We start from the raw sequence: 21,447 nt of genomic DNA, 5'->3' as shown, positions 1-21,447 counted from the left end.
TAGTCGCCAATAAATATTAATGATATTTATGTAAATACAAACAACCATAACCATACATCAATATAGTTATGGTTGCACAGATAGGGTGAGCTCATGAAAATTGACCGTGTTTTAAATAATAATGCTGTACTCGTCATTACAGATAATGGCAATGAATCGGTTGCATTAGGTAATGGCATCGGATGGGGAAAAAAGAAAGGCGACCTCATTCAAGAGTCTGACATTGAAAGTCATTTTTTAAAATCTCAGGGTGGCATTCATGATTTTTTTGCAGATATTTTATCTGAGATGCCCCCTATCTATCTAACCCTCACAGACCAAGTGATTAAAATGTCACGTGAGGATTTGCAAATCGAGCTTCAAGATACATTATTTTTATCTCTTTGTGATCACATTAATTTTGCCGTTTTGCGTCATCAAAAAGGGATGGCTATCCGTAATCAATTTTATTGGGAAATCAAACAATTCTACCCTTTAGCATACTCAGTCGGAGAAAAAGCTTTAGCGTTAATTAATCAGACATTAAATCTTGATATACCAACAGATGAAGCTGCCTTTATTGCCCTGCACCTTGTCAATGCAGCGGGTGAAAATAATATGAAAAATGTTATCCAAAAGACTGAGATAGTCAAAGATATACTGAACATTATAAAATATGATTTAAATATTGTCTGGAATGTTCAAGACATACACTATCAGCGTCTGCTGGCACACTTGAAATTTTTTGCCCAACGTCTGTTTAATAATAATCTGGTTGAGCACGATCAAGTCTCTTTATACGATGATATCGACCAACGATTAAATTTATCGTGGCATACCGTCAGTAAGATTGAAACTTATTTAAATAAAAAATACAGTTATGTCTTAAGCTATGATGAAAAGGCTTTTTTAACCATCCATATCGAGCGTGTGCGCAACATTAACCAGTCTGATTCTTAGAAAACACTCCTCGGGTATAGCATATCGATGCTTGATCAACGCAATGATTCAGATGAAATCAAAAGTGTCGATACGGTAAACTGTATCAGGCACCGCACAGCTTCATTCATTACTTTTCCTCAATCCCGTATCACGAATAAAACTTGCCAGTTGCGCCGATAAACAACCGAGAGTTGACCTTGACAGATGTTCACTCCCCCCTGTCCGGCCAGAATCAAACCGTTTCACAAAGCAGCGACAATATTTTCCGAAGATAATATGCAGTAAAAAAGCAAAAATCGGGGCCAATCATGAATAACTTACCATTTTTACAAAATAATTATTCACAATACAGGGAGTTCTATGGTTTACTAACCCTATTCGTTGTGACCGTTCGCAGGACTGACTTATGGCTTTTAATTTACGCAACCGCAATTTTCTCAAACTTCTTGATTTTACGCCAACTGAGATCCAGTTTTTGCTGGATCTGGCGACAGATTTGAAGAAAGCAAAGTACACCGGTACCGAGCAGAAAAGACTGGTGGGCAAAAATATTGCACTGATTTTTGAAAAATCATCCACCAGAACCCGTTGCTCGTTTGAAGTTGCCGCCCATGATCAAGGCGCACAGATATCATATATCGGCCCTTCAGGCTCTCAGATTGGTCATAAAGAATCAATGAAAGATACCGCCCGGGTTCTCGGTCGCATGTATGACGGTATTCAATATCGGGGATACGGTCAGGCTATCGTTGAAGAACTGGGCGCTTATGCCGGTGTGCCAGTCTGGAACGGGTTAACCGATGAGTTTCACCCCACACAAATTCTGGCCGACTTCCTCACCATGCAAGAACACAGCCGTGGCAAACACCTTTATGAAATCTCCTTTGCTTATCTGGGTGATGCCCGGAATAACATGGGGAATTCGCTCATGGTCGGTGCCGCAAAAATGGGAATGGACATTCGTCTTGTCGCACCAAAATCATTCTGGCCGGAAGAATCACTCGTCCAAGCCTGTCAGGAAATTGCCAAAACCACCGGGGCAACAATTACCTTGACCGAAGATGTTGCAGCAGGTGTCAAAGGTTGTGATTTTCTCTATACCGATGTCTGGGTATCGATGGGCGAAGCCCCCGAAGCCTGGGATGAGCGCGTTGCATTAATGACGCCTTATCAGGTCAATATGCAAACCATTCAGCTCACAGGCAATCCACATGTAAAATTTATGCATTGTCTCCCTGCATTTCATAATGATGAAACGGTTGTCGGTAAAGAAGTCGCTGAGAAATATGGCATGCAGGGACTGGAAGTGACAGAAGAAGTCTTTGAATCCGATTACTCGATTGTATTCGATGAAGCAGAAAATAGAATGCACACCATTAAAGCAGTGATGGTCGCGACGCTTGGGTCCTGATATTCCCGGCTCGCAAAGAGGATCAGATTTATTCTTGGCAGATAAGATGTAATCGCTTGCACTCAGTAAAGTTAAGCGTATAATGCCGAGCAATTTGTCTCAGAGGGAACAACATGAGCGTTCGGGGTTATTCATTCCGCACCACAGTCTTGTCAACGCTGCATTGGGGTAAGCAAAGATACTTGCCTCATCTATTGTTCTCCTTGATTACTATTTTTGAAAGCCTCCCTGATCGGGGGGCTTTTTTATGGCTGTCAGAAAATACAAGGGAAGATGATCATGACGAATTCGCTATATAAAAAGCACATCATCTCAATCTCTGAACTCACACGGGATGAGTTAGAGTTGATTGTCAACACAGCAGGCCAGTTGAAAGCAACGCCTCAACCGGAATTAATCCGAAATAAAGTCATCGCCAGTTGCTTCTTTGAACCCTCAACACGAACGCGCCTCTCTTTTGAAACCGCGATTCAACGGATTGGGGGGAACGTCATTGGATTTGATAACGGGGGGAATACCTCACTGGCGAAGAAAGGTGAAACACTGGCGGACTCGGTGCAGATTATCTCTTCCTATGTGGACGCCTTTGTGATGCGTCACCCTCAGGAAGGTGCCGCACGTCTGGCCTCAGAGTTTTCTAACGGCGTGCCCGTCATTAATGCCGGCGACGGTGCGAATCAGCATCCGACTCAAACCTTGCTCGACCTGTTTACCATCACCGAAACCCAAGGACGTCTCGACGGGATCAACATCGCGTTTGTCGGTGATCTGAAATATGGCCGTACCGTACATTCCCTGACTCAGGCGCTCGCTAAATTTAACAACAACCGTTTCTTCTTTATTGCACCAGATGCACTGGCAATGCCCGACTATATCTTAGAAGAATTGGAAGAAGCAGGACATGAGTACAGCCTGCATACCGATATCGAAAGTGTGATTCCGCAAGTGGATATTCTCTATATGACCCGCGTCCAGAAAGAGCGCTTTGATGAATCGGAATATGCGCATATTCGCTCGGCTTATATCCTATCTGCTGCGCAGCTTCAGGACGCCAAAAAGAATATGAAAGTGCTCCATCCCCTGCCCCGCGTTGATGAAATCACCACGGATGTCGATCAAACACCACACGCTTATTTCTTTCAACAGGCAGAAAATGGCGTATACGCACGCGAAGCGCTGCTTGCGCTTGTGCTGAATGAAACACTGTAAAGGGAGAATATCATGCCAAAAGATTCACAATTACAGGTAGAAGCGATTAAAAACGGTACCGTTATCGACCATATCCCTGCACAAATCGGCATCAAGGTATTGAAGCTTTTCGATATGCACCACTCTTCTCAGAAGGTAACTATCGGGCTCAATCTGCCTTCATCAGCGTTAGGCATTAAGGACTTGTTGAAGATCGAAAATGTCTTCATTAACGAATCCCAAGCCAACAAACTGGCACTGTATGCACCACATGCGACGGTCAACCAAATTGAAAACTATAAGGTTGTCAAAAAGCTCGCACTGAAACTGCCACAACGCATCAATAATGTCTTCGCTTGTCCGAATACCAACTGCATCTCTCACAATGAACCGGTAGAAAGTAGTTTCAGCATTGTGGAAAAGAAACAGGATATTCGGTTGAAATGTAAGTATTGTGAAAAGGTTTTCTCAAGAGAAATCGTTACGGAGCGCACTTAAAATCACCCCGGTGATTGAGGCTTTACCTCCGCTCGGAATCAGGGCAAACTGACCTTTCTCAAGCAATATGTAATGGATAGAACACAATGACAAAAGTAATTCATACAGAATCAGCGCCAGCAGCGATCGGGCCATATGTGCAAGGTGTTGATCTGGGTAATCTCATCATGACGTCCGGACAAATCCCGGTCAATCCGGTTACAGGTGAAGTACCGGCCGATATTGCAGCACAAGCCCGTCAGTCTCTGGAAAACGTCAAAGCCATCGTTGAGTCAGCCGGTTTAACCGTCGCCAATATTGTGAAAATGACGGTTTTTGTGAAAGATCTCGGCGACTTTGCCACCGTCAATGAAGTCTATGGCAAGTTTTTCGATGAACATAACGTAGCAAACTATCCGGCTCGCTCTTGTGTTGAAGTTGCACGTCTGCCCAAAGATGTTGGAATTGAGATAGAAGCCATCGCCGTCCGTTAAGTTGTTCGAGCAACACACGCTTCAAAAAAGAAAAGGTTGATAGCAATATCAACCTTTTTCATCATCACAATCAGCCAATCCGTATCAGTTTGTCACCGAACCTCGGCTCTGATTTAAAACAGAGACCTCTTGATCCAACGATTCAAGTTTCTCTTTCATGACCTTATGACACTCTTTCGCCAGACGACGAACATCTTCTTTCTGCAAGCCTTCTGTCGGAATCGGTGCCATCATCTCAACAATCACATGTCCGTTATCCCAGCGATTCAATCTAAGATGATTCGTCGAGCTGCACACAATCGGCACAACTGGTACACCCGCGGCAATCGCGGCATGAAATGCACCCACTTTAAAAGGCAATAAACCCCGTCCGCGGGAGCGAGTCCCTTCAGGAAACATCCACACCGAAACATTGTCATTTTTGACACTATCGACCACCTGATCAATCGTCCCTTTCGCTTTGGCTTTATTGGCGCGATCAATCAGGATGTTACCGGTCAGCCAATAGAGTTGCCCGAATAACGGCAGCCAGACCAGACTTTTCTTCCCAACGGTAACGACTCTTGGTGTTACCGCCGATGAAACTGTGAACATATCCCAATTGCTCTGATGGTTGGCAATATAAATACTCTGTGTCTGCTGAAGCGCATTTTCCGGCAAACGCAACTCAAGTTTGATCCCGAACAAACGGGACATACGGGCAAACAATCGACCAAATGTATAAACATGTTTCGGATTACGAGGGCTCAACAAACAGTAGCCGCAGCCGAAGATAAACATGAATAGCGCAAATATCACGACAACGAACACACGTAATAGTGCAATCATTCTGTTCTCCTAATAAGGGCTACCGTCACCGCAGCAGCCCCATAATAAAAAAGTCGAAACGCTCCCGTTTCGACTCAGTCCGACAATAAATTAACCGACGTCACTGAACCTTTCAATAGTGGCGCCCAGTGCTGACAATTTATCTTCAATCCGTTCGTAGCCACGATCAATATGATAAATTCGATCAACGATAGTTTCCCCTTTGGCAATACACCCGGCAATAACCAGACTGGCCGAAGCACGTAAGTCTGTCGCCATCACCTGAGCACCGCTCAATCCATCGATATCACCACAAATAACGGTATTGCCTTCAATCTCAGCTTTCGCCCCCATCCGCATTAACTCAGGGACATGCATGAACCGATTTTCAAAAATGGTCTCTGTAATCACACCACTGCCTTTGGCAATAATGTTAAGTAACGTAAACTGAGCTTGCATATCCGTCGGGAACCCCGGATGCGGAGACGTTCGAACCGAGACGGCTTTCAGTGTTCGACCAGTCATATCCAGTGAGATCCAGTCGTCACCGATTTCAATCAATGCACCGGCTTCTTCCAGTTTCGCTAAAACGGACTCCAGCAGATGTGCATTCGTGTTGCGACAAACAACTTTGCCACCCGAAACGGCAGCAGCCACCAAAAATGTACCGGTTTCAATCCGATCAGCCACAACGGTATGTCTGCCGCCTCCTAACCGATCGACACCTTCGACAGTGATCGTATCTGTTCCCGCACCAGAAATTTTCGCACCCAATGTGTTCAAAAACATCGCAGTATCAACAATTTCCGGCTCACGTGCAGCATTATCCAGAACGGTTACGCCTTCTGCCAGTGTTGCCGCACACATCACAGTGATCGTTGCGCCGACGCTGACTTTATCCATGACGATATGTGCGCCTTGCAAACGACCATCGACGCTCGCTTTGACATAACCGTCTTCCAGCACGATTTTAGCACCCAGTTGCTCCAGCCCCTGAATATGTAAATCCACAGGGCGTGCACCAATCGCGCAACCGCCCGGCAGAGAGACTTGTCCCTGACCAAAACGGGCAACCAACGGACCTAACGCCCAGATAGAGGCGCGCATTGTTTTTACCAAATCATAAGGGGCACAATATTGATCGATACGACTGGGATCAACGTGTACTGAACCATTGCGTTCCACTTTTGCACCTAATTGCTGCAATAGCGCCATGGTCGTATCAATGTCACGCAAATGAGGAACATTGGCGACTTCAATCGGTTCCTGAGCCAGAATCGATGCAAACAGAATCGGCAGCGCTGCATTTTTGGCCCCGGAAATAACCACTTCTCCCTGTAACGGTCGATTTGATCCGGTTACTCGAAATTTTTCCATGAATCAACCTTACAAAGACATCAGTTTTTTATCGCGTTCCCATTCTGCCGGGGTGTAGGCTTTGATGGAAACGGCGTGAATTTCATTACGTTGAATATATGCCATTAAAGGGGCATAGATGAGTTGTTGTTTCTTCACACGGCTCATCCCATCGAAGCATTCGTCAACGGCGATCACTTCAAAATGGCTGCCTTCCCCCTTAACATGGATTTCGTGAAGATGAAGTGCCTCATCTAAAATCTCTTGTACCTGTGCACTATCCACTGTCTACCCCTAATTACTTATTCTGAAATATGCTTTGCGATGAGCGAATCAACGTTACTTAATTGAAATAACATATGAAGCTGCTCTGGCACGAAACTGAGCATTATATGACAGTTTCGTTTTTTTGCATGTTCTATTAAATGAATCAACAATACCATGCCTGCGGAATCGACCCGCACCACATTTTCAAGTGAAAGCATGATTTGCTCATCAGTCGGTTGCCACTGCTGCAGAAACTGCCATAGTTCAGGGACAGTTTCTCGATCCAGTGCACCACTCAACTCGATCTTGCCTTGTTCAAGCGGATTCCACTGAGGATGTGTCATGACTTTTTCTCAATGGTTATCGGTTGCTGAGAGAGTGTTTTCAACTCATTCGCCACGGCTAATATACCGTCACTATTAATTTTGCCACTCCACTCCGAGCGCTTACTGGATAACATACTGATACCTTCGGCGATCATATCAAAAGCTTGCCACTCGCCTGATTTTGATTTCCTCAATTGGAACTCAAGTTTAATATCTGGATTCGGTGTATCGATAATATTGACCATCACCGTTGCAATCCGGTCGGTTGCATCAATTTTCGGCGCTGGCCCAAATTGAATTTCCTGATCGCTGTACTGGGTTAAAACCTGCGCATAACTAGTAATGAGATAACCTTGAAATGCATCGATAAATGCCAGGACGTCATCCTTCTTCGCGCCCTTCAGGTAAGGACCTAACAGCTTTAAAGCGGCGTATTGATAGTTGACATAAGGCATCAACTCATCTTTGACGATGACTTTCAGATAATTCGGATCTTGACGAATCTGACTCTGTTCGGCTTTCAAACGCTGAAACGTCTGTTCTGACACCTGCTTCATCATCAGATAAGGATCGTGCATATCAATGGTTTTCGCCTGACTGGTCATTGAGCACAATAAAACCACCAGTAACATCATGTAGCGCATTAACATCCCTTACTCCTTCGTCTCTGCCTGCGTTTTTTTATCATCACCGGAATTACCACTTCGATAGAGGAACTGCCCGATCAGATTTTCCAGTACCAATGCAGATTTCGTATCTTCAACCTTGTCACCATTACCCAGCAACTCGGTTTCATCTCCCCAGACAAATCCGGGCACCAAACTAATATACTGTTCACCAATCAACCCGGATGTCAAAATCTGCAGACTGGACGTCGCAGGAAATTCTTTATACTGGCTGCTGATTGACAGTTTGACCATCGGCTTTAATGATGCCGGATCTAAACTGATGTCAGAAACCCGGCCGATAACCACACCGCCGACTTTGACGGGAGAACGGACTTTCAGACTACCAATATTGTCAAACTCCGCAGTCAGTTGATAAGTATCATCCGATCCCAGACCTTTTACATCAGCAACTTGAAAAATCATCACCAAGATTGCGCAAATTCCGGCAATAACAAAAGTGCCCACCCAAAATTCTATTGTTCGTGTTTGTTGCATGTTTAGTTCCCAAACATCAGTGCAGTTAAAACAAAATCAAGACCTAATACAGCGAGAGACGAATAGACGACTGTTTTCGTGGTCGCTCGGCTGATTCCTTCAGAGGTCGGAATTGCATCATATCCATTAAACAAGGCAATCCATACGACGGTAAAAGCAAACGCAAAACACTTCACCATACTGTTACCAATATCGTGACCTAATTCGACAGTTGCCTGAATCGTTGACCAGAAACTACCGTCATCAATCCCTTTCCAGTCCACACCAACCAATTGTCCTCCCCAGATACCGACCGCCATAAAGATCATCGCTAATACCGGCATCGAGATCACACCGGCCCAGAACCGAGGAGCAATGACACGTTTTAAGGGATCAACGGCCATCATTTCAAGACTCGACAACTGCTCAGTCGCTTTCATCAAACCAATTTCAGCCGTCAGCGCCGAACCGGCCCGGCCCGCAAATAATAGGGCGGTCACCACCGGACCTAATTCACGTAACAACGATAAAGATACTAACGTCCCTAAACTGCCTTCGGCGCCATAATCAACCAAAATGACATAGCCTTGTAAACTCACAACCATGCCGATAAACAATCCAGACACGATGATAATCGCCATCGAGAGCACACCGACACTATAGATTTGCTTCACCAGCAACGGAAAATTCTTGATCGGGTGAGGCCGACTCATTAAAGCACCCAGCAACATAAACGTCGCACGACCAAATGCTTCACAGACACCAAAAGTTCGCCGGCCAGTGTGAATGGCAAACTGAATAAAACTAGTCAGCATGAAATAGGTCCTTCTCAAGTGATGGCGCAGGATAGCGGAAAGGCACCGGCCCGTCAGCTTCCCCCTGTAAAAACTGCCTGACCCGCGGGTCATCGTTCTGTTTCAATGATTCTGGCGACCCTTCAGCAATGATTTTGCCATTGGCGAGAATATAGACCCAGTCGGCAATACTCATCACTTCGGGCACATCATGAGAAACCACAACGGAGGTGATTCCCAAAGCTTGATTCAAGTGACGAATCAATTCCACAAGAACGCCCATCGTCATTGGATCCTGCCCGACGAATGGCTCGTCAAACATAATCAGCTCAGGGTCCAGAGCGATAGCCCGGGCAAGCGCCGCCCGACGCGCCATCCCACCGGATAATTCACTCGGCATCAAATAAGCCGCACCACGTAAACCAACTGCTTCCAGTTTGAGTAACACCAGCGTCCGAATAAATGGTTCACTCAGATCGGTATGCTCCCGCAGCGGAAATGCGACATTATCGAACACGTTCAGATCGGTAAATAATGCACCGGACTGAAACAGCATACTCATTTTTTTCCGTGCCTGATAAAGCTTGTTTCGCCCCAAAGCAGGGATATTGACCCCATCAAACCAGATCTCTCCGGTTTCAGGCAACAGTTGCCCACCAATCAATCGGAGCAGCGTCGTTTTGCCGATCCCGGAAGGCCCCATAATCGCAGTGACCTTTCCCTGCGGGACATGAAGTGACACATCGTCAAAAATCTTTCTGTCACCACGAGAAAACGTCAGATTGTTAATCGTTACCAGATCAGATTCGGACATACACAGCCTATCATTCCTTTCCTATGTTCCCTTGTTCATGACGACAGACATCACGAACAAAAAACGCAATCATAAGTATAATTTCAAAAATTTAAAGCACGGCATCATACTGATGCAAGCCTAGTGACGCTCAGCAAAACATCAGCCCTGAGAATCACGCCAAACGGGCTCTATCATACCATCACTGGCGCAAGAATCATTGCCTTACTTTTGTCGCCTCCTCCCCGCCCCATTCACTGTGCCGAAAAAACAGACTGTCCGAACCAGTTTGGCATCCCTATTTTCGATTTTGATGGTAAGATGCTCCTCCTTTGTCAGAGTGCTTACAGGTGTCTGACAAAGATGGACAGAGAAGAGACTGTCAGGTCAATGACAGCGGTTGCTGAGCAACATTTTGAATTCGCTTAGAAAGATAAATAAACCTGTGTCTGCATACTTTTGATGAATAAATGAAGCGGTTTCACTTTTCTTTTGCAAGCCAAAACGTCAAAATCGACGGTTAAATATTTTTATCTTTACCCACTAGGAATAACACATGCTTACAGCTGTTGCTTTATTGATTGTCGGACTCATATTACTGGTATGGAGTGCAGATCGGTTGGTTTTTGGCTCTGCAGCGCTGGCACGCAATGTTGGGATTTCACCACTGGTGATTGGGATGACGATCATTGCAATGGGCTCATCAGCGCCCGAAATGATGGTCTCAGCAACGGCAGCGCTCGCCAATAAAACCGATACCGCCGTTGGTAATATTCTGGGTTCTAATATTGCCAATATTGCCTTGATTCTGGGGATCACGGCAATCATCAAACCATTATCGATTAATTCAGAACTGTTACGCAGAGAACTTCCATTCATGATAGGAGTCACACTATTATCCGGTGCGATTCTTTGGGATGGAAATCTTGGTTTCTACGAAGGCGTCTTGCTATTTGTCGTATTTGCCATATTCATTCTGGCCATGCTCAAAATCAGCCGTAGTGACAATCGTCAAAAAGATCGGCTTCTGGCTGAACAAGAGTCAGAAGTACCGGAAGGCGTGAATAGTAAAATAGCGATAATCTGGGTCGTTGTCGGTCTGATCCTGCTGCCACTATCCGCTGAACTTCTGGTCAATAATGCCGTTATCATTGCAAAATACTTTGGCATGAGTGATCTCATCATCGGTCTGACAATCATTGCGATTGGGACGAGTCTGCCAGAGCTCGCAGCCTCACTGGCTGGCGTCCTCAAAGGTGAAGACGATATGGCCGTGGGTAATATTATCGGCTCGAATGTATTCAACATTCTCGCGGTCATGGGCATCCCCGGAATCCTTAATCCCTCAGTCATCAGCGAACACGCAATGGGACGGGATTTCTGGGTCATGTTGGGGCTTTCTCTGCTCTTAGTCGTGATGGCGTTAGGAAAATCGCGCAGCATCAACAGAATCGAAGGGTTGATTCTATTCGCTATATTTATTGTCTATCAGACTTATTTGTTTATGAACATGAGCGCTTAGGAAGATAAAACGGAGTTGAAGATGTCACAACACGTGGATTACACCCAGTCAGCAAAACAGGTTTTAGATACAGAAATCAGATGTTTACAGCAAATAGAACAGTATATTGATGCACATTTCTGTCAAGCCTGCGACATGATCCTCAATAATACCATGGGCAAAGTGATTGTCATGGGGATGGGTAAATCCGGTCATATCGGTAAAAAAATGGCAGCAACGTTTGCCAGTACCGGGACGCCGTCATTCTTTGTGCACCCGGGAGAAGCCGCTCATGGGGATCTCGGGATGATCTCAGAAGGTGACATCGTGATTGCAATCTCCTATTCAGGTGAATCATCAGAAATCCTGCCGCTTTATCCGGTCTTAAAGCGTCGCTCAATCCGGATTATCAGTATGACCGGCAATCCGCAATCGAATATGGCCAGACTGGCTGATCTTCATTTACAAGTCTCCGTGCCGGAAGAAGCCTGTCCGTTAGGGCTTGCTCCGACTTCCAGTGCCACCGCAACACTGGTGATGGGGGATGCCCTTGCCATTACGTTATTGCAGGCACGAGGGTTTACTCAGGAAGACTTTGCCCTCTCCCACCCGGGAGGTGCCTTAGGCCGTAAGTTGTTACTCAAACTGAGTGATATCATGCATACTGACGAGCAGTTGCCTGTCGTCAGCCCCGATGCCTTAATTCGCGATGCGTTAATGGAGATTAGTCAAAAAGGGCTAGGCATGACGGCCGTGGTCGATCAACAGCAAAAATTACTCGGTATTTTTACCGATGGCGATCTCAGACGAATTCTCGACAAACGTGTCGATATTCACACTGCAAAAATTTGTGATGTGATGACGAAAAAACCAACCACAGCGTCGCCCCACATCCTTGCTGTTGAAGGACTGAATTTAATGCAGGAAAAACGCATCAACGGTTTGATGCTGGTTGAAAACGGTCACTTGGTCGGAGCCCTGAATATGCACGACCTTCTGAAAGCAGGAGTGATGTAGTGACAGAGATGGTTGAAACACTTTATGGTCCTGTGACGTCATCGATTTGGAGCATGGCAAGCCAAATTCAATTACTCATCTGTGATGTGGATGGTGTGTTTTCCGATGGTCGCATTTATTTGGGCAATCAAGGAGAAGAGCTCAAAACCTTCCATACCCGAGATGGGTACGGCATAAAGTCATTGATGAGCGCGGGGATTGAAGTTGCGGTTGTGACCGGCAGACACTCAAAAATAGTGGAAAACCGCATGAAAGCGCTGGGAATTTCACTGATTTATCAAGGTCAAGATGATAAAGTGACCGCATATGCTGATATTTGTCAAAAAACACAGATTTTACCGGAACATACCGCCTATATCGGTGATGACTTGATCGATTGGCCGGTGATGGCGCAGGTTGCCTTAAGAGTTTGTGTTGCCGACGGTCATCCATTACTGGCCAAAAGAGCCAACTACGTCACGACAATTCCGGGTGGTCATGGTGCCGTACGGGAAGTCTGTGATTTAATCTTACAGTCTCGGGGTGAGTTGGAAATGCACAAAGGTTTGAGTATATGAGTCTGGCTCGTACGACCTATATACTCTTATTTTTCATTATCTGCTGGTCAATTTACTACCTGCTCGATAATGAAAGAAAAGCGAATGAACAAGTTGCTCCGAATACGGAGCTGCCGATGTTTAGCGGCGAACATTTATCCAATACATCATACGGTACGGATGGTGTGAGAAGCTATACCATCACATCAACGCACTTGGATTACTACGCAAAAAGTGGCAATACCGTATTCGAGCATCCAATTTTACAGGTCTACCGAGATGGTCGGGTTATGGAATGGAAAGTGACCGCTCAACGGGGCATTCTGACCAAGAATAAGGTATTAACACTTTACGACAACGTCATTGGTAAAAACTTACTTGAGAATTCCAGTTTCGATTCACTCGAAACAGCAAAACTCAGCATGCAATTGGATAACCGTGATTTTTGGACAGACACACCTGTCTTACTGAAAGGTCCACAATTTGAAACACAAGGTCAGGCGATGAAAGGAAATTTTGCCGATCATAGCGCCTTACTTTATAACCATGTACAGGGTAGATATGAAAATCTCGCACCTTAGTTTGTTCGCTTGCCTGTTTATTTCAAGCGGCGCTTTGGCATTAGCAACAGATACCGAACAACCGGTTTATATCGATTCGGACAGTCAGCAACTTGATTTAAAAAGTAATCAGGTGACGTTTGTAGGGAATGTCACCCTCAAACAAGGCAGCATCAATATTCATGCTGACAAACTAATCGTGACTCGGAATCCTCAAGACGGACAAATTGAGGAGATCCAAGGTTTCGGTGATCTGGCCACGTTTTCTCAGTTAACTGATGAAGGGAAAACCCTTTACGGCGAAGCCAAGAAACTCAATTATCAAATGGCTGCGGATCAATTGACCATGACCGAGAAAGCAATGCTATCGCAAGATGATAGCGTGATCCGTAGTACCAAAATCCGTTACAAAATTTCTGCACAAAAACTCATTGCAGACGGAAATTCAAACGAGCGTGTTTCAACCGTGCTGCAACCACAGGCAACGAATAAAGAATAAATCATGGCCATACTAAAAGCAGAGCATTTAGCCAAAAGCTATAAAAAGAGAAAAGTCGTCTCTGATGTCAGTCTACAGGTAGAGTCCGGGCAAATTGTCGGCCTACTGGGTCCCAATGGTGCGGGTAAGACAACGTCGTTTTACATGATTGTCGGCCTGGTCGCCCGGGATGAAGGCTCGATCCAGATTGATGACAAAGACATCAGTGTTCTGCCCATGCACCAGCGCTCTCGCATGGGCATCGGCTATCTGCCTCAAGAGGCATCGATCTTCCGTAAACTCTCGGTGGAAGACAATATCATGGCCGTACTGCAAACCCGGGAACAGATGTCGCGGGAAGAACGTCAGGATAGACTGGAAGACTTACTGGAAGAATTCCACATCGGGCACATTCGCAATAGTGCCGGGATGGCACTCTCCGGTGGTGAACGGCGCCGTGTCGAAATTGCCCGGGCACTGGCTGCCAACCCAGAATTCATTTTGCTGGATGAACCATTTGCCGGGGTTGACCCCATTTCAGTGATTGATATCAAGAAAATTATTGAACACCTCCGGGATCGGGGGCTTGGTGTTTTGATTACTGACCATAATGTCAGGGAAACCTTGGATGTTTGTGAAAAAGCCTATATCGTAAGCCAAGGTAAGCTTATCGCGGAAGGAACACCGCAAGAAGTTCTCAATAACGAGCAGGTCAAACAGGTTTATCTCGGTGAACAATTCCGTCTATGATTAAAGTAAGCACGGGATTTAAATCAGACAGACACCAGAATACGGCAACACAGAATAAGGCAATCGAAACTGAATGAAACCGTCACTACAACTCAAGTTAGGCCAACAATTAGCCATGACACCTCAGTTGCAGCAAGCGATTCGATTGCTGCAACTTTCGACTTTGGATCTCCAACAGGAGATCCAAGAAGCGCTCGATTCCAATCCGCTACTTGATGTTGAAGATGCGCAAGATGACGTTCATTCCCAAGAAGACAAAACCGAAATATCAAAAGAAACTACGGCTGATATCGCTGATGCAGAACCTGAACCACAAGATAGTTCGGAAATGATTGAAAAATCAGAAATCAGCAATGAACTTGAAATCGATACGACTTGGGATGATGTCTACAGTGCCAATACAGGCAGTACCGGAATTTCACTCGATGAAGATACCCCCGTCTATCAGGGGGAAACGACCCAAACGCTACAAGATTACCTACTGTGGCAATTAGATTTAACGCCCTTCAGTGATACGGATCGAGCGATTGCACTGGCGCTCATCGATGCGATAGATGACTACGGCTATCTGACGCTCTCTCTTGAAGATATTCTGGAAAGTGTCAGAAGTGAAGAAGATGACGATATCGAGCTGGATGAAGTCGAGGCGGTCAGAAAACGTATTCAGCAATTTGATCCTCTGGGCGTCGCATCATTGAATCTACAGGATTGTCTGTTATTGCAACTGGCAACATATCCAAGTGATACCCCGTGGCTTGACGAAGCCAAACGCCTGCTGACTGACCATATCGATCAATTAGGCAACCGGGATTATAAGTTGATCCAAAAAGAAGCAAAGCTCAAAGAAGACGAATTACGCGCCGCTTTGCAACTCATTCAAGAACTCAACCCACGCCCCGGGAATGATATTAATGCGGAGCATGCCGAATATGTCATTCCGGATGTGTCGGTCTTCAAAGATCGGGGCAAGTGGGTCGTCGCTATCAATCCGGACAGTATGCCAAGATTAAAAATCAATCAGCAATACGCAGAACTGGGACGGGGAAATGGCGCAGACAGTAATTATATCCGAACAAATTTACAAGAAGCAAAATGGTTAATTAAAAGTTTAGAAAGTCGAAACGAGACGTTGCTCAAAGTTGCCAAGTGTATAGTTGAACATCAGCACGATTTCTTCGAGTATGGGGAAGAAGCAATGAAACCGATGGTTCTGAATGATGTCGCCCTTGCCGTTGACATGCATGAATCAACCATCTCGCGGGTCACAACCCAAAAGTTTATGCATACCCCTCGGGGCATATTCGAGCTGAAGTACTTTTTCTCTAGCCACGTAAGCACAGACAATGGTGGAGAATGTTCATCAACCGCAATTCGTGCACTGATCAAAAAACTGGTTGCCGCAGAAAATCCAGCGAAACCACTCAGTGACAGTAAAATTGCAACACTACTAGCTGATCAGGGGATTCAGGTCGCTAGACGTACCATTGCAAAGTACCGAGAGTCTTTGGGTATATCCCCATCGAGTCAGCGTAAACGCCTGCTATAAAGGCCCAACAGAGAAGGAAAGTCTATGCAAATCAATATTAATGGCCACCACATTGATCTGACCGATTCAATGCAAGACTATGTTCACTCAAAATTTGATAAACTTGAGCGTTTTTTTGACCATATCAACAGCATACAGGTCATTTTACGGGTTGAAAAAAAACTTCAACAAGTCGCTGAAGCAACGCTTCATGTTAATCAGGGGGAAATTCATGCAACCGCTGAAGATGAAAACATGTATGCCGCAATCGATAGTCTGGTTGACAAGTTAGTCCGTCAGCTGAATAAGCATAAAGAAAAATTAAGTAGTCATTAATCATGCAACTCAATGAAGTTCTGTCTCTGGACTGCACGAAAAGTGCAGTCCAATGTTCGAGCAAAAAACGCGCGTTAGAAATCATCAGTGAAATTGCGGCCAGTTATACGGGGCAAAATGCAACTGAACTGTTTGAAAATATGCTCTCCCGAGAAAAAGTTGGCAGTACCGGTATCGGTAACGGCATCGCCATCCCACATGCAAGAATGACATTCAGTGAAAATGCAGTTGCAGTTCTCATTCAATGTGAAGAGCCTATCGATTTTGATGCTATCGATAATCGGCCTGTCGATATCCTGTTTGCCCTGTTTGTCCCTGAAGAGCAATGCCAAGCCCATTTAAAAACTCTCGCTCAAATGGCTGAACGACTGAATGACAAACAAGTGTTAAAGCAACTTCGTAAAGCTGAAAACGATCAAGAACTTTATGATATTATGACGAACCAGTCTTGATTTACTGAGTATGTCACGATGCGCTTAATTGTTGTTAGTGGTCAATCCGGTGCCGGCAAAAGTGTTGCTTTAAGGGTGCTGGAAGATCTTGGATACTATTGTGTCGATAACCTCCCTATCGATTTGTTAGAAGCCTTTCTTCAATCGGTTCAGGGCAGCAAACAGAATGTAGCGGTGAGTATTGATATCCGCAACTTACCGCATGATCCATCCTTGCTCAGCGAAACCTTCCGGTCGCTGAAAGAGGCTGTTTCATACACGGTGAATGTGCTCTTCCTTGATGCGACCGAGGATGCCCTGCTCAAACGCTATAGTGAAACGCGCCGAATTCATCCCCTTTCGTTACACAACAATACGCTGACGCTGGCACAAGCCATTGCTCAGGAAAAGCAGATCCTTGCACCACTGAAAAAACAAGCCGATATGCTGCTCGACAGTACCAACAAATCGATTCACGAGCTGAGTGAAACGATTCGTATGCGGGTCGAAGGAAGAGAGCGCAAACATTTAATTATTGTCTTTGAATCGTTCGGCTTCAAATATGGCTTACCCAGTGACGCCGATTTTGTTTTTGACGTTCGTTTTCTGCCCAACCCGCACTGGCAACCTGAATTACGTGCATTTACCGGACTCGATGCACCGGTGAAATCTTTTCTGGAACAACAGACCGAGGTGATTGATATGCGTCAGCATATTCAGTCATTTATTGATTATTGGCTCCCGTCGCTGGAGAAAAATAATCGCAGTTATCTGACCATTGCCATTGGCTGTACCGGCGGAAAACATCGCTCGGTTTATCTGACCCAACAAATCGGCGAATACTTCTCCCAACTTGGACATCAGGTACAAATTCGCCATACTTCACTAGAGAAAAATACCCCCTGAAACCAGCGCTTGGGACAAGCCAACAGAGGATCATGCGATGCCACAACTCAGTAAAACGGTTTTAATTCAAAATAAGCTAGGACTTCATGCCAGAGCGGCCGTTAAACTAGTAGAGTTGGCCCAATCATTCGATGCCATCCTGACCATTCGGAGTCAGGAAGGGAAAGAAGCCACAGCCGATGGCGTTATGGGGCTGCTGATGCTGGAATCCGCGCAGGGGCAATATGTCACCATCTCCGCAGAAGGCAGTGAAGCGGAACCGGCCTTAGACGCGGTTTGCTATTTAATTGAAGATAAATTCGAAGAAGAAGACTAACCAATTCTTTTCACGCAAAATAAATTTAATCCTGCAATAACTTCTTATTAAATCAGGCATAGAATTCAGTTACTATGTCACTCACATAATAAATACGACACAGGGGGAAGTTATGGCAGAGCATATTGAGTTTGATCAGGCTCACCTGACCCTCCGGGAAGTCACAGAAGCCTTAGAAAATGGTCGTTTTGTCCATGTCCGTCGCCAACTTCAGGACATGGAACCAGAAGATATCGCTCACCTTCTGGAAGCCTCACCTCGTAAAAGTCGTAATGTCCTCTGGCAACTGACCGATCCGGAAGACTACGGTGAAATCCTCGATGAACTCAGCGAAGACGTCAAAGACGCACTGGTGTCCAAAATGGCACCGGAACGGCTGGCAGAAGCAACTGAGGGCATGGATACCGATGACCTTGCTTACGTGTTGCGAAGTCTGCCTGATGATCTCTCCCGGGAAATTCTGTCCCAGATGGATAATGTCGACCGTCTTCGGGTCGAAATGGCACTCTCCTATCCGGAGGATACTGCCGGTGGTTTGATGAACACCGACTTCGTCACGATCCGCGGTGATGTCGATGTGGATGTAGTCCTGCGTTATTTACGAATGAAAGGTGAGTTACCTCAGGCAACCGATGCTCTTTATGTCATTGATGAAGAGAGTAAACTCATCGGTCACCTCTCTCTCGCCAGTTTATTAACCAGTCAACCGGACGTCCGTATCTGCGATATTATGGAAGATGCGGATGAAGCGATTCAGGTTGATGCCAAAGATTCTGACGTTGCCAGTTTGTTTGAACGTCGTAACTGGGTCTCGGCACCGGTTGTCAACGCGGAACAATATCTGTTAGGACGGATTACCATTGATGATGTGGTTGATGTCATCCGTGAAGATGCTGAACACTCGATGATGAGTTTAGCCGGGATGGACGATGAAGAAGATACGTTTGCACCGGTGATGAAATCGGCCCGGAAGCGGAGTATCTGGTTGGGTGCCAATGTGCTTGCTGCACTGGCAGCGGCTTCGGTATCCAATATGTTTGAGGCAACCCTCGAACAGATGGCGTCAATCGCTGTACTGATGACCATCGTCCCCTCCATGGGGGGCGTAGCCGGTAACCAAACTATCGCACTGGTAATTCGTGGTCTGGCTTTGGGACACATCGGTGACAGTAACAAACGAGAACTCCTGCTTAAAGAAGCGGCTGTCGGTCTGCTCAACGGCTGTCTATGGGCACTGCTGATTGGTGGTATTGTCGTGCTGTGGAAAGGCAACTGGTTACTCGGCGGCATCATTTCAGCAGCCATGTTAACCAATCTGACGGTCGCCGGAATCGCCGGGGTCACCATTCCTATCTTACTGAAAAAGATGAAAATTGACCCCGCACTCGCTGGTGGAATGGCGCTCACTACCGTGACTGACGTGATTGGTCTGTTTGCCTTTCTCGGTCTGGCGAGCATTTTTATCGCATGAGCGTTTATGGCATGAAGTGGTCTGGTCGCCACTTCATTCTGATTTGAGATGACGCACGCCAACCGCCTGGTCCCCTGTGATCATATCCCGTCGTTTCGCTGATATTTCGAGATATTTTCTTCCCCAAGATCACTCATAGTTATCGCATTAAAAAACGGGCAATGAAGCCCGTTTCAATCGATTTGATAGCAGCAGAATAATTATTCCCCGGCGACCTTCATTGATTCAATCAAAATAGAACCGGTCTGAATCTGAGAACGTACATCAACATCATTACCAACAGCAACAATGTTGCTAAACATCTCTTTCAGGCCCGCGGCGATGGTAATTTCGGAGACCGGATACTGAATCTCACCATTTTCGACCCAGAAGCCGGCGGCACCGCGTGAGTAATCACCGGTGACAATATTGACGCCCTGTCCCATCACTTCCGTGACCAAAAAGCCCGTGTCCATATCTTTCAGCATCTGCTCAAAGTTCCGTCCACCAGAGGATTTGACAAACCAGTTATGAATCCCGCCGGCATGACCCGTCGGCGTCATATTCAGCTTTCTCGCGGCATAGCTGGTCAGCAAATAAGTCTCTAATACACCACCGGTGACAATGTCTAAATCCCGGGTTGCCAGACCTTCGCTATCAAACGGACTGGAAGCCAATCCACGTAAAATATGAGGCCGCTCAGCAATAGAAAACCAGTCCGGGAAAATTTGCTCACCCAAATGATCCAGCAGAAATGATGATTTACGATACAAATTACCGCCGGAAATCGCCATGACGAAATGACCGATCAAACCAGTCGCAACTTCGGGGGCAAACATCACCGGATAATGACCGGTTTTCAGCTTTTGCGGATCCAGCCGGCTCACAGTTCGTTCGGCAGCCAGTTGGCCCACCTGCTGTGGCGTCCACAAATCATCCTTATGGCGCGCAATGGTATAGCTATAATCCCGCTCCATACGATCCTGTTCACCCTGCCCAATCACACAACAACTGATACTGTGGCGGCTGGATGCATAACTGGCGAGCAGGCCATGGCTATTACCATAGACTTTCACGCCGTAGTGGCTGTCATAACTGGCACCGTCACTCTGTTTGATCTTGGGGCTGTAGTCGAGCGCGGCTCGTTCTGCGGCAATCGCAATACTGGCAGCCTGATCCGGATTCGGCTCATCGGGGTGAAACAGATCCAGATCCGGGATCTCTTGTACCATCAACGCCTTAGGTGCAGGACCGGCAAACGGATCCTCGGAGGTATAATGGGCAATATCCAATGCGGCCATGACGGTTTGCCGAATTGCCTGTTCACTCAAATCCGATGTCGAAGCACTGCCTTTGCGTTGCCCCCGGTAAACTGTAATCCCCAAGGCACCATCACTATTAAATTCGACATTCTCAACTTCACAAAAACGGGTTGAAACACTGAGTCCCGTACTCTTGGTAATTGCCACCTCTGCAGCATCGGCTTGTGATGATGCAAGCTCTAAAGCTTTCGCGACCGCAGCTTCAAGCTCACTTCGCTGTTGTGCAACTTGCTGTTTTACATTCATAACTGATGTCTCTTCTTGAAACTATTTCGATAGCATAACAAGAAATTCTCGTTCTCCCCACGATTCTTGCTAAAATAACGGACATTGATAAGCAGAT

The 21,447-nt window shown here is 46.0% G+C and carries 26 protein-coding genes; 17 read left to right on the top strand and 9 right to left on the bottom strand.

From position 1 onward, the window contains the following. The first annotated feature begins 93 nt into the window (after nucleotides 1-93). From licT to OCV37_RS02020, 5 genes are all read left to right on the top strand, one after another. Entirely contained in the window at nucleotides 94-939 is an 846-nt protein-coding gene (licT, locus tag OCV37_RS02040; protein ID WP_038179012.1) for a BglG family transcription antiterminator LicT, read from the top strand. Between the two features lie 388 nt (nucleotides 940-1,327). After that, nucleotides 1,328-2,332 carry an ornithine carbamoyltransferase gene (gene argF, locus OCV37_RS02035; RefSeq protein WP_038179014.1) on the top strand — a complete coding sequence of 335 codons (1,005 nt, stop codon included), beginning with the start codon at nucleotides 1,328-1,330 and terminating at the stop codon, nucleotides 2,330-2,332. Between the two features lie 279 nt (nucleotides 2,333-2,611). Next, complete coding sequence (gene pyrB, locus OCV37_RS02030) at nucleotides 2,612-3,541, top strand: aspartate carbamoyltransferase (RefSeq protein ID WP_038179015.1); 930 nt, start codon at nucleotides 2,612-2,614, stop codon at nucleotides 3,539-3,541. Between the two features lie 12 nt (nucleotides 3,542-3,553). Then, nucleotides 3,554-4,018, top strand: coding sequence for an aspartate carbamoyltransferase regulatory subunit (pyrI, locus tag OCV37_RS02025; RefSeq protein ID WP_038179018.1), 465 nt, complete (start codon nucleotides 3,554-3,556; stop codon nucleotides 4,016-4,018). Between the two features lie 86 nt (nucleotides 4,019-4,104). After that, entirely contained in the window at nucleotides 4,105-4,491 is a 387-nt protein-coding gene (locus OCV37_RS02020) for a RidA family protein (protein ID WP_038179020.1), read from the top strand. An 84-nt stretch (nucleotides 4,492-4,575) separates the two neighbouring features. Here OCV37_RS02020 and OCV37_RS02015 read toward each other — a convergent pair whose 3' ends face one another. From OCV37_RS02015 to mlaF, 8 genes are all read right to left on the bottom strand, one after another. Beyond that, nucleotides 4,576-5,319, bottom strand: a complete 744-nt coding sequence (locus OCV37_RS02015; RefSeq protein ID WP_038179022.1) for a 1-acylglycerol-3-phosphate O-acyltransferase — start codon at nucleotides 5,317-5,319, stop codon at nucleotides 4,576-4,578. 90 nt (nucleotides 5,320-5,409) lie between these two features. After that, nucleotides 5,410-6,675, bottom strand: a complete 1,266-nt coding sequence (gene murA / locus OCV37_RS02010) for a UDP-N-acetylglucosamine 1-carboxyvinyltransferase (RefSeq protein ID WP_038179023.1) — start codon at nucleotides 6,673-6,675, stop codon at nucleotides 5,410-5,412. Between the two features lie 9 nt (nucleotides 6,676-6,684). Further along, nucleotides 6,685-6,939 carry a BolA family iron metabolism protein IbaG gene (ibaG, locus tag OCV37_RS02005; RefSeq protein ID WP_021019064.1) on the bottom strand — a complete coding sequence of 85 codons (255 nt, stop codon included), beginning with the start codon at nucleotides 6,937-6,939 and terminating at the stop codon, nucleotides 6,685-6,687. Nucleotides 6,940-6,956: 17 nt separating this feature from the next. Continuing rightward, the gene (locus tag OCV37_RS02000) at nucleotides 6,957-7,265 is read right to left on the bottom strand and encodes an STAS domain-containing protein (RefSeq protein ID WP_038179026.1); all 309 of its coding nucleotides are present in this window, start codon (nucleotides 7,263-7,265) and stop codon (nucleotides 6,957-6,959) included. Beyond that, on the bottom strand, nucleotides 7,262-7,897 hold the full coding sequence (gene mlaC, locus OCV37_RS01995) for a phospholipid-binding protein MlaC (protein WP_038179028.1): 636 nt from the start codon (nucleotides 7,895-7,897) through the stop codon (nucleotides 7,262-7,264). The genes OCV37_RS02000 and mlaC overlap by 4 nt, the downstream gene beginning before the upstream one ends. Before the next feature lie 3 nt (nucleotides 7,898-7,900). Continuing rightward, nucleotides 7,901-8,410, bottom strand: a complete 510-nt coding sequence (gene mlaD, locus OCV37_RS01990; RefSeq protein ID WP_038179030.1) for an outer membrane lipid asymmetry maintenance protein MlaD — start codon at nucleotides 8,408-8,410, stop codon at nucleotides 7,901-7,903. A 2-nt stretch (nucleotides 8,411-8,412) separates the two neighbouring features. Next, entirely contained in the window at nucleotides 8,413-9,204 is a 792-nt protein-coding gene (gene mlaE, locus OCV37_RS01985) for a lipid asymmetry maintenance ABC transporter permease subunit MlaE (protein ID WP_038179032.1), read from the bottom strand. Continuing rightward, entirely contained in the window at nucleotides 9,194-9,997 is an 804-nt protein-coding gene (mlaF, locus tag OCV37_RS01980; RefSeq protein WP_038179035.1) for a phospholipid ABC transporter ATP-binding protein MlaF, read from the bottom strand. Before mlaF ends, mlaE begins: the two co-directional genes overlap by 11 nt. 535 nt (nucleotides 9,998-10,532) lie before the next feature. On the opposite strand from mlaF, the gene OCV37_RS01975 reads away from it, so the two are divergent. The 12 genes from OCV37_RS01975 to mgtE all read left to right on the top strand — a co-directional run bounded on the left by OCV37_RS01975 (nucleotide 10,533) and on the right by mgtE (nucleotide 19,803). Further along, nucleotides 10,533-11,498 (top strand): calcium/sodium antiporter, encoded by a 966-nt coding sequence (locus tag OCV37_RS01975; RefSeq protein ID WP_038179036.1) that lies wholly within the window; start codon nucleotides 10,533-10,535, stop codon nucleotides 11,496-11,498. A 21-nt stretch (nucleotides 11,499-11,519) separates the two neighbouring features. Further along, nucleotides 11,520-12,494, top strand: coding sequence for an arabinose-5-phosphate isomerase KdsD (kdsD, locus tag OCV37_RS01970; protein ID WP_038179037.1), 975 nt, complete (start codon nucleotides 11,520-11,522; stop codon nucleotides 12,492-12,494). Next, nucleotides 12,494-13,051 carry a 3-deoxy-manno-octulosonate-8-phosphatase KdsC gene (gene kdsC, locus OCV37_RS01965; protein ID WP_038179038.1) on the top strand — a complete coding sequence of 186 codons (558 nt, stop codon included), beginning with the start codon at nucleotides 12,494-12,496 and terminating at the stop codon, nucleotides 13,049-13,051. The genes kdsD and kdsC overlap by 1 nt, the downstream gene beginning before the upstream one ends. Further along, nucleotides 13,048-13,611 (top strand): LPS export ABC transporter periplasmic protein LptC, encoded by a 564-nt coding sequence (gene lptC / locus OCV37_RS01960; RefSeq protein ID WP_038179039.1) that lies wholly within the window; start codon nucleotides 13,048-13,050, stop codon nucleotides 13,609-13,611. The genes kdsC and lptC overlap by 4 nt, the downstream gene beginning before the upstream one ends. Then, a complete protein-coding gene (lptA, locus tag OCV37_RS01955) occupies nucleotides 13,592-14,089 on the top strand; it encodes a lipopolysaccharide transport periplasmic protein LptA (protein ID WP_038179040.1) in 498 nt (165 codons plus the stop codon). The genes lptC and lptA overlap by 20 nt, the downstream gene beginning before the upstream one ends. Before the next feature lie 3 nt (nucleotides 14,090-14,092). Further along, complete coding sequence (gene lptB, locus OCV37_RS01950) at nucleotides 14,093-14,818, top strand: LPS export ABC transporter ATP-binding protein (protein WP_038179041.1); 726 nt, start codon at nucleotides 14,093-14,095, stop codon at nucleotides 14,816-14,818. Between the two features lie 73 nt (nucleotides 14,819-14,891). Then, a complete protein-coding gene (locus tag OCV37_RS01945) occupies nucleotides 14,892-16,364 on the top strand; it encodes an RNA polymerase factor sigma-54 (protein ID WP_038179043.1) in 1,473 nt (490 codons plus the stop codon). A gap of 24 nt (nucleotides 16,365-16,388) precedes the next feature. After that, nucleotides 16,389-16,679, top strand: coding sequence for a ribosome hibernation promoting factor (hpf, locus tag OCV37_RS01940; RefSeq protein ID WP_038179044.1), 291 nt, complete (start codon nucleotides 16,389-16,391; stop codon nucleotides 16,677-16,679). Nucleotides 16,680-16,681: 2 nt separating this feature from the next. Further along, a complete protein-coding gene (gene ptsN / locus OCV37_RS01935; RefSeq protein WP_038179046.1) occupies nucleotides 16,682-17,131 on the top strand; it encodes a PTS IIA-like nitrogen regulatory protein PtsN in 450 nt (149 codons plus the stop codon). An 18-nt stretch (nucleotides 17,132-17,149) separates the two neighbouring features. After that, nucleotides 17,150-18,016 carry an RNase adapter RapZ gene (gene rapZ, locus OCV37_RS01930; protein ID WP_038179048.1) on the top strand — a complete coding sequence of 289 codons (867 nt, stop codon included), beginning with the start codon at nucleotides 17,150-17,152 and terminating at the stop codon, nucleotides 18,014-18,016. A 37-nt stretch (nucleotides 18,017-18,053) separates the two neighbouring features. After that, nucleotides 18,054-18,332, top strand: coding sequence for an HPr family phosphocarrier protein (locus OCV37_RS01925; RefSeq protein WP_038179050.1), 279 nt, complete (start codon nucleotides 18,054-18,056; stop codon nucleotides 18,330-18,332). A gap of 112 nt (nucleotides 18,333-18,444) precedes the next feature. Beyond that, nucleotides 18,445-19,803, top strand: coding sequence for a magnesium transporter (gene mgtE, locus OCV37_RS01920; protein WP_038179052.1), 1,359 nt, complete (start codon nucleotides 18,445-18,447; stop codon nucleotides 19,801-19,803). Nucleotides 19,804-20,003: 200 nt separating this feature from the next. Here the strand turns inward: mgtE and pmbA are convergent, their stop codons facing one another. Next, on the bottom strand, nucleotides 20,004-21,350 hold the full coding sequence (gene pmbA, locus OCV37_RS01915) for a metalloprotease PmbA (RefSeq protein WP_038179054.1): 1,347 nt from the start codon (nucleotides 21,348-21,350) through the stop codon (nucleotides 20,004-20,006). Nucleotides 21,351-21,447: the final 97 nt, after the last annotated feature.

It is taken from the genome of Vibrio rhizosphaerae, assembly GCF_024347095.1.
GTDB lineage: Bacteria > Pseudomonadota > Gammaproteobacteria > Enterobacterales > Vibrionaceae > Vibrio > Vibrio rhizosphaerae.
Note: the sequence above shows the minus strand (reverse complement) of the source record. Positions and strands in the feature narration are given on the sequence as shown.

Coding starts and splice junctions, on each gene's coding strand:
- licT (WP_038179012.1), top strand. CDS start 94: ATGAAAATTGACCGTGTTTTAAATAATAATGCTGTACTCGTCATTACA.
- argF (WP_038179014.1), top strand. CDS start 1,328: ATGGCTTTTAATTTACGCAACCGCAATTTTCTCAAACTTCTTGATTTT.
- pyrB (WP_038179015.1), top strand. CDS start 2,612: ATGACGAATTCGCTATATAAAAAGCACATCATCTCAATCTCTGAACTC.
- pyrI (WP_038179018.1), top strand. CDS start 3,554: ATGCCAAAAGATTCACAATTACAGGTAGAAGCGATTAAAAACGGTACC.
- OCV37_RS02020 (WP_038179020.1), top strand. CDS start 4,105: ATGACAAAAGTAATTCATACAGAATCAGCGCCAGCAGCGATCGGGCCA.
- OCV37_RS02015 (WP_038179022.1), bottom strand. CDS start 5,319: ATGATTGCACTATTACGTGTGTTCGTTGTCGTGATATTTGCGCTATTC.
- murA (WP_038179023.1), bottom strand. CDS start 6,675: ATGGAAAAATTTCGAGTAACCGGATCAAATCGACCGTTACAGGGAGAA.
- OCV37_RS02000 (WP_038179026.1), bottom strand. CDS start 7,265: ATGACACATCCTCAGTGGAATCCGCTTGAACAAGGCAAGATCGAGTTG.
- mlaC (WP_038179028.1), bottom strand. CDS start 7,897: ATGTTAATGCGCTACATGATGTTACTGGTGGTTTTATTGTGCTCAATG.
- mlaD (WP_038179030.1), bottom strand. CDS start 8,410: ATGCAACAAACACGAACAATAGAATTTTGGGTGGGCACTTTTGTTATT.
- mlaE (WP_038179032.1), bottom strand. CDS start 9,204: ATGCTGACTAGTTTTATTCAGTTTGCCATTCACACTGGCCGGCGAACT.
- mlaF (WP_038179035.1), bottom strand. CDS start 9,997: ATGTCCGAATCTGATCTGGTAACGATTAACAATCTGACGTTTTCTCGT.
- OCV37_RS01975 (WP_038179036.1), top strand. CDS start 10,533: ATGCTTACAGCTGTTGCTTTATTGATTGTCGGACTCATATTACTGGTA.
- kdsD (WP_038179037.1), top strand. CDS start 11,520: ATGTCACAACACGTGGATTACACCCAGTCAGCAAAACAGGTTTTAGAT.
- lptC (WP_038179039.1), top strand. CDS start 13,048: ATGAGTCTGGCTCGTACGACCTATATACTCTTATTTTTCATTATCTGC.
- lptA (WP_038179040.1), top strand. CDS start 13,592: ATGAAAATCTCGCACCTTAGTTTGTTCGCTTGCCTGTTTATTTCAAGC.
- lptB (WP_038179041.1), top strand. CDS start 14,093: ATGGCCATACTAAAAGCAGAGCATTTAGCCAAAAGCTATAAAAAGAGA.
- OCV37_RS01945 (WP_038179043.1), top strand. CDS start 14,892: ATGAAACCGTCACTACAACTCAAGTTAGGCCAACAATTAGCCATGACA.
- hpf (WP_038179044.1), top strand. CDS start 16,389: ATGCAAATCAATATTAATGGCCACCACATTGATCTGACCGATTCAATG.
- ptsN (WP_038179046.1), top strand. CDS start 16,682: ATGCAACTCAATGAAGTTCTGTCTCTGGACTGCACGAAAAGTGCAGTC.
- rapZ (WP_038179048.1), top strand. CDS start 17,150: ATGCGCTTAATTGTTGTTAGTGGTCAATCCGGTGCCGGCAAAAGTGTT.
- OCV37_RS01925 (WP_038179050.1), top strand. CDS start 18,054: ATGCCACAACTCAGTAAAACGGTTTTAATTCAAAATAAGCTAGGACTT.
- mgtE (WP_038179052.1), top strand. CDS start 18,445: ATGGCAGAGCATATTGAGTTTGATCAGGCTCACCTGACCCTCCGGGAA.
- pmbA (WP_038179054.1), bottom strand. CDS start 21,350: ATGAATGTAAAACAGCAAGTTGCACAACAGCGAAGTGAGCTTGAAGCT.